This window comes from Chloroflexota bacterium, assembly GCA_016875875.1.
Lineage (GTDB): Bacteria > Chloroflexota > Dehalococcoidia > GIF9 > UBA5629 > 9FT-COMBO-48-23.
On sequence record VGOP01000001.1, the window covers coordinates 142,501 to 154,921 of the forward strand.

The 12,421-nt window shown below is 46.7% G+C and carries 13 protein-coding genes (1 of these 13 cut by a window edge); 9 read left to right on the top strand and 4 right to left on the bottom strand.

The window, feature by feature from the left end; genetic code table 11:
- Nucleotides 1-1,088, top strand: partial view of a molybdopterin molybdotransferase MoeA gene (locus FJ023_00645; protein ID MBM4445854.1) — the 3' portion only. 166 nt of this gene lie to the left of the window's left edge; 1,088 of the gene's 1,254 nt are visible here — the last part of the coding sequence; its start codon lies off the left edge, out of view; it ends in the stop codon at nucleotides 1,086-1,088.
- Nucleotides 1,089-1,235: 147 nt separating this feature from the next.
- Nucleotides 1,236-1,967 (top strand): DUF362 domain-containing protein, encoded by a 732-nt coding sequence (locus FJ023_00650; GenBank protein MBM4445855.1) that lies wholly within the window; start codon nucleotides 1,236-1,238, stop codon nucleotides 1,965-1,967.
- Nucleotides 1,968-2,421: 454 nt separating this feature from the next.
- Here FJ023_00650 and FJ023_00655 read toward each other — a convergent pair whose 3' ends face one another.
- Both FJ023_00655 and FJ023_00660 read right to left on the bottom strand, forming a co-directional pair.
- On the bottom strand, nucleotides 2,422-2,706 hold the full coding sequence (locus tag FJ023_00655; GenBank protein MBM4445856.1) for an acylphosphatase: 285 nt from the start codon (nucleotides 2,704-2,706) through the stop codon (nucleotides 2,422-2,424).
- A gap of 75 nt (nucleotides 2,707-2,781) precedes the next feature.
- Complete coding sequence (locus FJ023_00660; GenBank protein MBM4445857.1) at nucleotides 2,782-3,708, bottom strand: radical SAM protein; 927 nt, start codon at nucleotides 3,706-3,708, stop codon at nucleotides 2,782-2,784.
- Between the two features lie 283 nt (nucleotides 3,709-3,991).
- On the opposite strand from FJ023_00660, the gene FJ023_00665 reads away from it, so the two are divergent.
- The 6 genes from FJ023_00665 (at nucleotide 3,992) to FJ023_00690 (ending at nucleotide 7,808) form a co-directional block, all read left to right on the top strand.
- On the top strand, nucleotides 3,992-4,207 hold the full coding sequence (locus FJ023_00665) for a hypothetical protein (GenBank protein ID MBM4445858.1): 216 nt from the start codon (nucleotides 3,992-3,994) through the stop codon (nucleotides 4,205-4,207).
- 41 nt (nucleotides 4,208-4,248) lie between these two features.
- Nucleotides 4,249-4,956 carry a ComF family protein gene (locus FJ023_00670; protein ID MBM4445859.1) on the top strand — a complete coding sequence of 236 codons (708 nt, stop codon included), beginning with the start codon at nucleotides 4,249-4,251 and terminating at the stop codon, nucleotides 4,954-4,956.
- Between the two features lie 16 nt (nucleotides 4,957-4,972).
- Nucleotides 4,973-5,530, top strand: a complete 558-nt coding sequence (gene raiA / locus FJ023_00675; protein MBM4445860.1) for a ribosome-associated translation inhibitor RaiA — start codon at nucleotides 4,973-4,975, stop codon at nucleotides 5,528-5,530.
- A gap of 28 nt (nucleotides 5,531-5,558) precedes the next feature.
- Nucleotides 5,559-6,119, top strand: coding sequence for an O-acetyl-ADP-ribose deacetylase (locus tag FJ023_00680; GenBank protein ID MBM4445861.1), 561 nt, complete (start codon nucleotides 5,559-5,561; stop codon nucleotides 6,117-6,119).
- A gap of 27 nt (nucleotides 6,120-6,146) precedes the next feature.
- Nucleotides 6,147-6,680: a methylated-DNA--[protein]-cysteine S-methyltransferase gene (locus tag FJ023_00685; protein MBM4445862.1), complete on the top strand. Its 534-nt coding sequence runs from the start codon at nucleotides 6,147-6,149 to the stop codon at nucleotides 6,678-6,680.
- A gap of 264 nt (nucleotides 6,681-6,944) precedes the next feature.
- Nucleotides 6,945-7,808, top strand: a complete 864-nt coding sequence (locus tag FJ023_00690) for an enoyl-CoA hydratase (protein MBM4445863.1) — start codon at nucleotides 6,945-6,947, stop codon at nucleotides 7,806-7,808.
- Nucleotides 7,809-7,832: 24 nt separating this feature from the next.
- Here the strand turns inward: FJ023_00690 and FJ023_00695 are convergent, their stop codons facing one another.
- The gene (locus FJ023_00695; GenBank protein ID MBM4445864.1) at nucleotides 7,833-11,297 is read right to left on the bottom strand and encodes a DNA polymerase III subunit alpha; all 3,465 of its coding nucleotides are present in this window, start codon (nucleotides 11,295-11,297) and stop codon (nucleotides 7,833-7,835) included.
- A gap of 60 nt (nucleotides 11,298-11,357) precedes the next feature.
- Here FJ023_00695 and FJ023_00700 point away from each other — a divergent pair, with 60 nt between their 5' ends.
- Entirely contained in the window at nucleotides 11,358-12,140 is a 783-nt protein-coding gene (locus FJ023_00700; protein MBM4445865.1) for a TIGR01906 family membrane protein, read from the top strand.
- Between the two features lie 31 nt (nucleotides 12,141-12,171).
- Here the strand turns inward: FJ023_00700 and FJ023_00705 are convergent, their stop codons facing one another.
- Nucleotides 12,172-12,408, bottom strand: coding sequence for a zinc ribbon domain-containing protein (locus FJ023_00705; protein MBM4445866.1), 237 nt, complete (start codon nucleotides 12,406-12,408; stop codon nucleotides 12,172-12,174).
- Nucleotides 12,409-12,421: the final 13 nt, after the last annotated feature.

The following is a 12,421-nucleotide window of genomic DNA, read 5'->3' on the forward strand; positions in this document are numbered from 1 at the left end:
TAAAGGTTAGCAGTATTGTAGGGGCAAGTTATGAGCAGCCTAAGATTCTCCGTGTTGTTGGTGAAATAGCCGCAGGTTGTGTTTCTGACTCGAAGGTTGAACCGGGAACGGCCGTTAGAATTATGACCGGTGCTTTCGTGCCCCGTGGCGCAGACGCGGTAATTCCTTTTGAGGATACCGATGAGGTTGACCGTAAGCGAACCTTAGTCTCTGGGGCTGAAATCGGTATTCGTGTTTGCCTGCCTCGAGGTTCTAATATCCGTCAGCGAGGCGAGGATATAGCAAAAGGGGAATTGGTAATGAAGCAGGGGAAGTTGCTTCGTCCTGCTGAAATTGGAGTGCTAGCCTCGCTGGGAAAGGGAAGAGTTTCGGTGATTCGCCGTCCGGTGGTAGGTATATTAGCCACGGGTAACGAAGTCCTAGAGATTGATCACCCTCTCCTGCCAGGGAAAATATATAATAGCAATAGTTACAGCTTAGCTGCCCAGGTTCTTAGGTACGGGGGTGTACCCAAGCTTTTGGGCATCGCTCCAGATGATGTGGAACAATTGGCTATAGCTGTTCGCCACAGCCTTAACTGTGATATGTTGGTAACTTCTGGTGGAGTTTCTTTGGGTGACTATGATGTAGTTAAACAGGTTCTGGCAGATGAGGGACACGTATCCTTTTGGACAGTAAGTATGAAACCAGGCAAACCTTTAGCTTTTGGTATGTTCAAAAGGGGTGATGGGAAAAAGGTACCTCATCTAGGTTTACCGGGCAATCCAGTAAGCTCAATGATTACATGTGAAGTTTTTGCCCGTCCAGCCATTTTTAAGATGATGGGTAGGAACAATTTGGCTAAGCCAAATATTACAGCGGTAATGGAAGACTCAGTTAAAAATAGAGACGGACGCCGTATTTTTGCTCGCGTTATAGTTAGCAGAAGAGATGGTAAATATTTTGCTCGTCTTACAGGTCATCAGGGCTCAGGGATTTTGACCTCTATGACGAAAGCAAACGGATTAGCTGTTATTCCAGAAGGCACCAAGGAAGTTAAGCCTGGAGCCGTTGTTGAGGTAATGGCGTTTGACTGGGATGAGGTTTAAGATTGATTGAGAACAAATGGTTGCTGTTTTGCCGGGTGGCGATTTTAGATTGGTGCAGTTTTAGTTCTCGATGTTTAAGAGAACATGCGAAGATGTATGGAGCCATTAGTATTTTGACCGTATTGTTGATGTGAGGATTGAGAGACGGTGATTTTTGAAGCATCCGAGTTTGTTTTTAGGCCACCGCCTTTGGTTTCTAGAGCTCGGCGGGTTTTGATCAAGCCTAACGCTGGCTATCCAATGCCGTACCCGATTAGCACTAGTCGAGAGACTATGAACCTGATAATCGAGAGCATCAAACAAGTCAGCGATGCTGATATTATTATACTTGAAGGAACCCACAATGGAGAGTCTATGTATCCAATATATCAAGCTTTGGGTTACGATTTCCCAAGGGTGTTGATGTTGGATGTTCGGGATTGTATTTGGGTGGAAGTGGAGAATCCTTTGCCTCATCCGTTTGTTGTGCCTACGTTTTGGGTACCAAACGTGGTTCTTTCCAGTGATTATTTAATTAGCGTGGCTCCGTTCAAGATTCTTGGTGGTAGCGGCTACTTCAGTGTGCCGAACCTTTTGAGTTTGTTGCCTATAAGTAAGTACAGGGGTGATGCTCCTGGTGGTTGGGGAACGCTGTATGAATTAGGAATGGATAAGGTGATCGCCGACCTCTATTTTACCTTGCCGTTTGATTTGAGTGTTGTTGATGCTCGACAGAAATTTATCAGCGCCGGCAATTCTTTCCAAGGGAAGACAGAGGAATACGGAAAAATTTTTGCAGGTGAGCCTTATGAGGTCGATCGGGAGGCAACACAGGCAAGTGAAGTCGAAGCGAGCTATCTTGTGCTGATCGAAGCCGGCAAGGCTGAACTTGAAGCATAAAACAATGGCAGAGTCAGATAAAAACAGCAAGTCAGAAGACCCTAGTTATTTCATTGATTTAGATTGGTTCCAAGAGAATGGCCGCTCTTTTGCTGCTATTACTCGACATTGTCTTTGTTCAGCTTGTCAAAAGCGATTGGCTTCTGAATCAAGTGATATGGAGGCAACTTCGCTGATAGCAAATATCAAGGATTGCTGTTCGAAAGTCCCTGGCTTTATCAACATAAGGCTGCCACTGCTTGAAAAGATATTCAGGCTTATTCTGTCTAGGGAGAACAAACCGTTAGCACTTACGGAATTGGTGACTGAGCTAACCTCCTGCTCGGATACCGCTGCGTTACTATCTTCTCAGACTCTTAAGAGTCTTTTAGACAATGATCGATACTACGGCTTTAGCCGGAGATCTCGGGCGAAGTAAAGCGAGTTCAACTCTGGTCTTTGCTTTTACCCTAGGTTAGTGCCTTATTTCAAAGTTGGAAAATTGCCCGGTGAATGCAGACCATTTTATATCTATGTGATCTACCAGGGATTCAGGTGGTCCTATTTCGAGCTGCCTGATTAGCTCCTCCAGTTTTTCTTTCTGGCCCTCGGCATGGATTTCAGCAGCGTTCATTTGGGGTAAGTTACGCACGTAGCCTCGCAAGCCCAGCGATTTAGCAAGTCGAGAAGTGAAGGCGCGGTAGTAGACGCCTTTAACATGACCGTAGACTGTAGCTGTGAGATAAGCTAATTCAGGCATCTTACATCCATTTAACCTCCATCTTTGATTTCCTGGAAGGGGCATTTGCTTCTTTGGTCTGCTTTATTTCCATGATTAAATCGCTCTGGCAGTGACTGGGTACAGCCTGTCAAGACGATTCAGTCCAGACCTTTTGGCTAATTCAATAGCCTCGAGGAATTCCTGTCTCAATAGTGGCTTGGTCAATTGTGGTATGTGTAAAGCCTTGTAGCAGGGATGGTATTGAGCCATAACATTGACATAGCTGTTTTGAGAAATCTCTTCAGCTATGAATTTCATTATTTCTTTTGTGCCAGCAAGCTCGTGGGGTAAGACCAGATGACGTATTAAGAGACCACGGACAGCTATCCCATCTTCGTCCATTTGGAGGTCGCCTACCTGGCGATGCATTTCCTTGAGAGCAGCTCGGTTTATGGAAGGATAGTTCTTTATGCCTGATAGCTCCTCAGCAGTCTTCTCATTAGAATACTTCATGTCTGGCATATAAATGTCTACAATACCATCTAAAATCTCTAGAGTTTTAACAGCATCATAACCACCAGAGTTGTAGACCAGCGGCAACCTTAGGCCTAGATTTATGGCTATCTCCAGCGCCTCTAGGATCTGAGGAATCACATGGGTTGGCGAGACTAGGTTTATGTTGTGGCAGCCTCTGGCTTGGAGAGCTAGCATCATTTTGGCTAGCTCTTCCTTGCTGGCTTCAGTTCCATCGCCAAGCTGGCTGATGGTGTAGTTCTGGCAGAAAAGACATTTTAAGTTGCAGTTGGTGAAAAAGATGGTTCCTGAGCCAAGGTTGCCGACTAGAGGTGCCTCTTCCCCAAAATGTGGCACGTAGCTAGAAACTATCGCAAGCTTACCCGTATGACATTGCCCTGCCTCGTCCGCTAGTCGGTTAATGCCACAGTGGCGAGGGCATACTTGGCAATTCTCCAATAGAACTCCGGCTGCTTTTACCCGTTCTGCTAACTTGCCACTGTAGTAAAGCTCTAAATAAGCTGCCATCTAGTTTATTCTTCCGGAGGTGCCGCTTTCTTACCTTTTTTAATTACCTCCACTTCTATTTGTGGCGTGATAATAGTTGTAGCCGGCTTTTTGGTTCCCTTTTTTGGTTTTTTGCGCTCTCTCCATCTAATATCTCGTGTACCCATGTTAGTTCCTCATGCTGAGTTTATATTTGGTAATAATAGAAGTTTAGCAGAGGCCAGTTACCTTGTAAAGGATTAACAAAAATTTGCCATTGCCTTGCAGTTAGTGTATACTTTAAACCCTTGGAGGAGGTGGAATCGTGGAAAACAATTCCTTTCCTAAATGTCTAAAATGTAAGGTCGGTGATCTAGTGCCGCTGTCTGATTTTGGTAGCCAAGGGGCGGCGATTCATTACAAGGCTTGGGTGTGCACCAATCCCGATTGCGGCTACAACATCAAAATCAGGAATGGCGACGTATATCTAAATGAGCCTATTTTTAGTGGAACAGGCCCTAGTCCTCGTTCACGCTTATAGCTCATAAGTAGTCACGTCACTTCCCTTATGCTTTTGGGGTGATGGCTTTGTCTCTATTGACGGGGCAGCTCCAGGAGAAGATAGTTGATTTCTTCTTTCCGCGCCGCTGTGTTGGGTGTGAGAAGATAGGGGATTTCCTGTGTGTCGGCTGTAGTCAAAAGCTGCCTCGACTTTTACGGCCATTCTGTCAAAAGTGCGGCAAACCTGAGTCAAGTGGTGGCTTATGCCCAGTTTGCTGGGGGCAACAGACTGAGATTGATGGCATTCGTTCTGTTTTTCGCTTTGACGGAGTGGCACGCCAGGCTATACATGAGCTAAAGTATCGTAATCTCAAGGCAATATCTGGTTGCTTGGCTATATTAATGGCTAATTATCTTCAAGATAACCCGGTGCACGGCGAAGTCTTAGTGCCAATACCTCTTCATCCTCGACGATTGCGGGAGCGTGGTTACAATCAATCAACTCTTCTGGCCGAGGAGCTAAGCAAACTGATAGCTCTGCCGGTGATTGATGATAGTCTGCGTCGCCTCAAAGACAGCTTGCCTCAAGCCAGAACAGCAACCGTTGAAGAGCGGAAGAGAAATGTCGAAAATGCTTTCGCTTGTCGTGATGAAAAACTTAATGGGAAGAGCGTTATCTTGATTGATGATGTATGTACCTCAGGAGCCACTTTAGAAGCCTGCGCTGAGGTACTTAAGGTTGCTGGAGCCGTTTCTGTATGGGGCTTGACCTTGGCCAGGGAAGTTTAATAAGGGAGGTAAAGACATGGAACTACAAATTTCTAGCAGGAACATGGAGATCTCTCCAGCAGTTCGAGACTATGTTCAGAAGAAGATTGGCAAATTAGCTCGCTACTTGCCTGATATCACTGGAGCTAAAGTGGAAATACATGAGGAGAACACAAAGTCGCCTCAACACCGCTTTACTGCACAAGTTACTTTAAACAGTAAGGGTGTATTGTTGAGGGGAGAAGAGAGGGGTGAAGGAGTTCGTATAGCTGTTGATGCTGTGGCTGAGGTATTGGAGCGTCAGATCGAACGTTATAAGGGGAAATTATATGAGAAAGGACGCGGTGTTTCTCTTGCTCGCCAATCAACGGTATCGGAAGACGTGGCTTACCGGGAAGAAGCTGGGACTTGGCCCAGGGTAGTTAAAGTAAAGCGCTTTGCGGTCAAGCCGATGTCCGTAGCTGAGGCAGCCGAGCAGATGGAGCTTTTGGGTCATTCTTTCTTTCTTTTTATTAACGCCGAAAATGATGCGCTTAGCTTGTTGTACCGGCGTGATGATGGCAATTACGGACTGATTGAGCCAGAATTGGCCTGAACTTGTCTGGGTTTGTTTGGAGACAGCCATGAGTGGGGACAGTGAAGTAATTATTGGCACAACAAGACTCAGCTTGATTCAAGGCGATATTACCAGGCAAACAACAGATGCTATCGTTAATGCTGCCAATTCAAGTTTAATGGGTGGCGGTGGTGTTGATGGTGCGATTCATCGGGCTGGTGGGCCAGCAATATTGGATGAATGCCGTCAAATTATCTCTCGAATAGGACGTCTGGATACAGGCAAAGCTGTGATAACCACCGGAGGGAATCTTCAAGCGAAGTATGTGATTCATACCGTAGGGCCGGTGTGGCATGGTGGTAGCCGTGGTGAGGCTGAACTGCTGGCCAGTGCCTATCTGGAGAGTTTGAAGCTGGCTACTGCTCGTAAGTTGAGAAGTATCTCGTTTCCGTCGATAAGCACCGGCGTTTATGGTTATCCTGTGCTTGAAGCAGCCGAAGTAGCTTTGGAGACGGTGATTGCTTTTTTGCGTGATGGGTCAACGCCCTTACAGGAAGTATCCTTTGTCCTCTACGATTCTAAAACCTATCAGGCTTATAGCGCAAAGCTGGCTGAGATATCTGGCTAATTTACCGGCTTATGTGACTGTTTCAAAATGTCAAAAAAAGACGATATGCTGGCCTTCGCATTATTCGATACCTCCTTGGGGTGGATGGGGGTTGTTGGTTCAGCTCGCGGACTGAAAAGGGTCGTCTTACCTCAAAAGTCAAAGGAATTAGTAGATGACCAAATTATAAGCTGTGGTTGCGCCTCTGGGAACCACGACCCTGCCTGTTTTGGTGACTTACCTGATAGGCTAAGGCGTTACCTGGACGGTGAACCTGTAGCTTTTGCCGACAAGTTGGATATGGCTGAGGCAACCAATTTTCAGCAGAGTGTGTGGCAAGTGGTGCGCAATATCCCTTATGGTGAAACAAGGAGTTATGGTTGGGTAGCCAAAAAGTTAGATTCGCCCAAAGCACCTAGGGCTGTAGGGCAAGCCCTGGCTAGAAATCCAATGCCGATTGTGATACCGTGTCATCGGGTAATTGACAGCACTGGTAACTTAGGTGGTTTTGGTGGTGGTGTCGAGATAAAGGAGTTCTTGCTCTGCTTGGAACGTGTTTCATCCATCAATCCACTTGCATAAAAGCAACTTAAAACAGGCTGATTAATTGTTTGAACTCTGCCTGATATGTGTGTTTGGCAGTTTGTAAATACCGCATTTTGTTTGTCGCCATGGCTCCTCGGCTCGGAATGAATAGCAGTGAGTGCGGAGATATCTGAATTAGTGTAGTTTTTGACAGGACGGGAACTGCAAAGTATATTTTAGTGGTTAAGTTGCTTGGTGAGGGACTTACAAAAGATATCTTTTCCTTACTGTGTTCTACAAGTAAATATGAAAGGAGAACTCATGGAATATAGCCAGATAAAATGTGAGGTATGTGACAGAATTATGACAATAACGCTCAACAGACCGGAGAGGTTAAATGCTTTCACTCCCACGATGTGCCAAGAGCTCGTCGACGCTTTTGGCAGGGCTGATGCTGATGACGATGTGCGGGTTGTAATTGTGACCGGTGCCGGGCGTGCTTTCTGTGCCGGGGCCGATTTGGATCCTAAATCACGGGTTTTCGAAGGGCATTCAGCTGGAGGTCGTGGTGACTTTGAAGTATATAGAGACCTTGCCGGCTTGGTCACTTTACCACTGTATGACTTAAAAAAGCCGGTAATCGCTGCTATCAACGGGCCGGCTGTTGGGGTGGGAATTACCATGACGCTGCCTATGGACATCCGTCTGGCGTCTGAGAATGCCAGGATCGGTTTTGTCTTCACTAGACGGGGCATAGTTGCTGAAGGGGCCAGCACGTGGTTCTTACCTCGTATTGTTGGTATGAGCAAGGCAGCGGAGTGGATTCTTAGCGGTAGAGTGTTCGGAGCTCAAGAAGCGCTGGCTCATAGGTTGGTGACTGAGGTGCTACCGCCTGATACTTTAATTCCTCGGGCACGCGAAATCGCCTTGGAAATCGCCCAGAATACCTCGGCGGTGTCCGTGGCTTTTTGCCGTCAGCTTCTTTGGAAAATGTTGGGGGCTGACCATCCCATGGAAACGCACAAGATTGATTCAAAGGCTATATGGTGGTTCGTTCAACAACCAGATGCCAGCGAGGGAATCATGTCATTTCTGGAGAAGAGACCACCGAACTTCACCATGAAGCCCAGTACTGATATGCCCGACTTCTATCCGTGGTGGGCTGATAGGCCATTTATGTGGTAGTAAAACCTTGTATTTCGAAATAGGTCACTGACTTTCTTGTAATTTTAGGCTGTTGTCCCCCAGTATGCTGCAAATTTCCTGTGCTAGTTCTGGACAATAGCTGATCATGTTTGGTAGTTTCATGTTGACCGTTTCTTCTGAAGTGACTATTGCAAGCAGGACAGTGTCTTGCCCTGGATAGTGGGCGAGAATACCCATAACCTGGTTAAGGCGTGTTACGTCTTCTTCGGTTTTATCGCTTTGGGTGATATTAATGGTTATTTTACGAGGCTGTGGGGGTGGGGTAGCCGGATTAGCCTCCTGTTCCTCTTCACCATCAGTCTGGTACTGGCGCACCCGAGAGCAATTAATGCCTACTCGGTCGTCTCTTAATTTCACGGTACCTTCTACCAGGAGGATTTTGCCTTCTTGCCATATCTCTTTTGTCTGGCCGTAGACCTCGGACCAGGCAGTGACTTCGATGCTGCCGTCAAGGTCTTCCAGAGTCGCTATGACGAAAGGTCGCCTGTCTTTGGTATAAAGTTGCCGCATAGAGGTTATCATTCCAGCGATAATCACCTTTTCTCCGACCATTTCAGTATCTATTCCGCCACATAGTGCCGTAGCAGTATTGGCTAATTTGGGGGCAATTGAGGCGAGGGGGTGTTCAGAGAAATATACTCCTAGCAGTTCTCTTTCCCAATCAAGTTTGTCTTTGAGAGGAGCATCAAGATGGTCCAAATTCAAGTTTGGCAGTGGTGCCGGCACAGTATCACCCCAGAGGTCAAACATGCTGGTTTGTCCCGATTCTTTTAATCGTTGCTCCCACTGGGCCAGAGATATGATTCGGTCGATAGCCTGAAGAAGTGCCCCTCGTGGGGCCAGGGAATCAAAAGCTCCAGCTTTAATTAAACTCTCTATAACCTTTTTGTTAATGCTACGCAGTTCAACACGACGGCAGAAATCCTCGATGGATTTGAAAAGGCCGCCTTTTTCCCTAGCCAGTATGATGGGCTCTATGGCTGCATAGCCGACATTCTTAATGGCGGTCAGGCTGAAGCTGATCGCTGTCTTACTATTTTCCTTCTCGATAGCGAAGCTGGCCTGGCTTTTGTTAACGTTTGGAGGTAATACAGAGATACCCAGGCGGCGGCATTCGGCAATTGCCGGGGGCAGTCTGTCTGAATGAGCAGCATAGGTGTTTAAGAAGGCAGTCATGTACTCAACGGGGTAGTTGGCTTTGAGATAGGCTGTTTCGTAAGCGATTAGGGCGTAGCTCACGCTATGGGCTTTATTGAAGGCATAGCCAGCGAAAGGCTCGATCAAGGCAAAAATCTCAGTAGCTAGTTCAGCAGACACCCCATTTTTCTTGGCACCGTTTATGAAGTTTTGCCGTTCCTTTTTCATCACTTCGGATATTTTCTTCCCCATGGCTTTGCGGAAAATATCAGCTTGGCCTAAACTGTAGCCGGCTAGAGCCTGAACTATATGGAGTACTTGGTCCTGGTAAACAATGACGCCATAAGTTTCTTCTAGAATCTTCTTGACGGTGGGATGGGGATAACGGATGGACTCAATTCCATGTTTAGCTTTAATAAATGTAAGTATGTGCTCCATTGGCCCAGGGCGATAAAGGGCAACCATGGCTGCGATGTCATTGAAAGTAGTTGGCTTAAGTTCCTTTATGTAGCGGCGCATACCGGCGCTTTCTAATTGAAAAATGCCGCCGGTTTCTCCAGAGGCGAGTAATTCAAAAGTTGCTGAATCAGCTAGTGGGATATGCTGCAAGTCTATGGAGATGCCGCGATTTTCAGCGATTATTTCTCTGGCCTTGGCTAAGAGGGTGAGATTGGCCAGTCCCAGGAAATCCAGTTTGAGCAGCCCGAGGCGAGCAACGCTTTCCATAGAGAACTGAGTCATGGTTGCAGCCTGTTCATTGTCTTTGGTAGCGCGCTGCAATGGCATATATTGAGTCAGGGGTTCTCTGGATATGACTACTCCAGCGGCATGAGTACTAGCGTGACGGGCTATGCCTTCTAGCTTCTTAGCGGTGTCAACCAGATTCCGGATTGCACTATCTTCATGGTAAATATCGTACAGCTTTTTATTCTCGGCTAAAGCTTGGTCGAGGGTTATATTCGGCCTGGGTGTAACAAGTCGGGCTACTCTGTCAACCTGGCTGTAAGGCATACCTAAAGCTCTGCCTACATCTCTGAGGGCAGCCCTGGCACCTAAAGTGCCGAAGGTGATAATTTGGGCTACATGGTCAGGCCTGTATTTTTGGGTGACATAGGCTATCATCTCATCACGTCGATCGTCTTGGAAATCTAAATCGATGTCTGGTGGCTCGCGGCGCTCTATATTTAAGAAGCGTTCGAAGACCAACTTGTTAGGCAGTGGGTCGATGTTGGTGATGCCTAGACAGTAGAGAGCCAGACTTGCGGCAGCGCTGCCTCGGACACCGAAAAGGATGTTTTGTTTTTTGGCGAAGGAGACGAGATCCCAGACGACAAGAAAATAGTCGGCAAATTGCGTTTGTTTGATAACCTCCAGTTCGTAAGCCAACCGCTGTTCGATTTCTGGGGTGGGTGATGGATAGCGGTGTTTTAGCCCCTGCCAGCAGAGTTCAGCCAGGTAATCGTCCGCTGCCTTGCCTTCGGGTAAATCAATTCTTGGGAGATGAAGCCGACCAAACTCCATATCTAATTGGCACATATCGGCGATTTTCTGTGTGTTATCTAGAGCTTGGGGTAAGTCGGCGAACATCTCTGCCATTTCTTTAGGACTTTTCAGATAGAAGAAATCACCGGCCATCTTGAGCCTTTTTTCGTCGTAAATGGAGGTATTAGTTTGGATGCAGAGCAGCAGTTCTTGAATGGGCGAGTCTTCTTTATTGATGTAATGTGTGTCATTGGTAGCCACAATGGGTATATTTAGTTTGGAAGATAGGGAAAGAAGTCCTTTGTTGATTGGTTCGAGCTCGGGGATGGGGTGCCTTTGAATTTCCAAGTAATAATCGTTGAAGGTCTCCTTGTACCAGATGGCCTGTGTGGCTGCATCTTCAAGGCGTCCTTCCAATATGAGGCGGGGCAGTTCGCCGTGTGCACAGGCGGATAGTGCGATAAGGCCTTCATGGTGCTGTGCCAGAAGCTCTTTGTCCACCCTTGGCTTATAATAGAAGCCTTCAAGGTGTGCCTTGGTAATCAGCTGAATCAAGTTGGTATAGCCTTGCTGGTTTTTGGCAAGCAAGACCAAATGGTATGGAGTCTTATCGCTGGCATTTCGACTCTGACGGTTGGATTCAGCAACATAAGTTTCACAGCCGATAATAGGTTTTACGCCAGCATCTTTGGCCGCTGTGTAAAAATCGATGACGCCGTGCATGCTGCCATGGTCGGTGATGGCTAAGCTAGTCATGCCTAGTGCCTTGGCTTTGGCAATAAGCTGGGGAATGCGGCATAAACCGTCAAGCAGGCTATACTCACTGTGTACGTGAAGATGGGTAAACATAAGACTTTTCTTGGGGGTCTGCCTCTAATTATAGCACAGGGTTTTAGATGAGTGCCTTTGGTGGTTTTAAGGAAATTAAAAATTTTTCTATTGACAACTCGGATGTATACTGGCTATCATCAGCTTTGGTTTTGGGGTAGTGAAATGAAGATCGCTCAAAGTGTAGTCTATTGGTTGTTTGTGTGTTGCTTGGCTGTACTGCTGCTAACAAGCACTATTTGCTGGGAGGTAAATGAGCTTAGGCTTTATGAATATGGCTTCGACAAATATGAAATAAGCCAGGCCACTGATATCGATAAGCCACAGTTAAGGAATGTGGCCCAGCATTTGATTGATTACTTCAATCTAAGGATAGATACAGTACAGATTACGGTCGTCAAAGGACTTGAAAAGTTTGACCTGTTCAATGAGCGGGAGTTGACTCATCTCGAGGATGTAAGAAAATTAATTCAGTTGGACTATTGGGTGCAAAGAGGGGCTTTTCTCCTAATAGTCATCTGTGCCCTTGCACTGTTTTTGGGTTTCAGGGTTAGGTGGTGGGCATTGGTCAAAGGCTTATCTTGGGGAAGCTTGATTACTGTGGGGCTGATGGTTAGCCTGGCTCTTTGGGCGTTCTTTGGCTTCAAGCAGTTTTTTACTCTCTTCCACGTGGTTAGCTTCCCAAATGAATACTGGATGCTTGACCCGGCAAAGGATTACCTGATTAGGTTATTTCCCGAAGGATTTTTCTATGATGCGGCTCTGTTCGGTTTTGGAGCTGTTATATTGGAAGCTTTGCTCATTGGCGGTATTGCCTTGGGTATCTTGAAATTGAAGGTAGTAAACAGGAAACGGACTGACTAGTAAAACGGTATTTGGGAAGAACTGGGGCAGGCTATATGTTGCAGCTGCTGCAGCTGGAAGAGGTACAGCCAGAACATGAGCCGGCGGTTCCAGCTATAGGTGTAGATTCGCCACCGCTGCTTTTGGAAAATGAGGAGAACCGAGAGAGAACTCGTTTAGCAGCATGCTGGCATCGGGGGCATGAAGCATCTTCGTTTGCTTTGCTTAGGGAGCGTAACAATTCAAACCTGCAATTACACTCGGGGCAAATATATTCATAAATTGGCATCCTGCTCTCCGAA

What these genes read in the sequence shown, in the direction of transcription:
- FJ023_00655 (MBM4445856.1), bottom strand. Translation starts at nt 2,706, where the DNA reads ATGCCTGAATTAGCTTATCTCACAGCTACAGTCTACGGTCATGTTAAA.
- FJ023_00660 (MBM4445857.1), bottom strand. Translation starts at nt 3,708, where the DNA reads ATGGCAGCTTATTTAGAGCTTTACTACAGTGGCAAGTTAGCAGAACGG.
- FJ023_00670 (MBM4445859.1), top strand. Translation starts at nt 4,249, where the DNA reads ATGGCTTTGTCTCTATTGACGGGGCAGCTCCAGGAGAAGATAGTTGAT.
- raiA (MBM4445860.1), top strand. Translation starts at nt 4,973, where the DNA reads ATGGAACTACAAATTTCTAGCAGGAACATGGAGATCTCTCCAGCAGTT.
- FJ023_00680 (MBM4445861.1), top strand. Translation starts at nt 5,559, where the DNA reads ATGAGTGGGGACAGTGAAGTAATTATTGGCACAACAAGACTCAGCTTG.
- FJ023_00685 (MBM4445862.1), top strand. Translation starts at nt 6,147, where the DNA reads ATGTCAAAAAAAGACGATATGCTGGCCTTCGCATTATTCGATACCTCC.
- FJ023_00690 (MBM4445863.1), top strand. Translation starts at nt 6,945, where the DNA reads ATGGAATATAGCCAGATAAAATGTGAGGTATGTGACAGAATTATGACA.
- FJ023_00695 (MBM4445864.1), bottom strand. Translation starts at nt 11,297, where the DNA reads ATGTTTACCCATCTTCACGTACACAGTGAGTATAGCCTGCTTGACGGT.
- FJ023_00705 (MBM4445866.1), bottom strand. Translation starts at nt 12,408, where the DNA reads ATGCCAATTTATGAATATATTTGCCCCGAGTGTAATTGCAGGTTTGAA.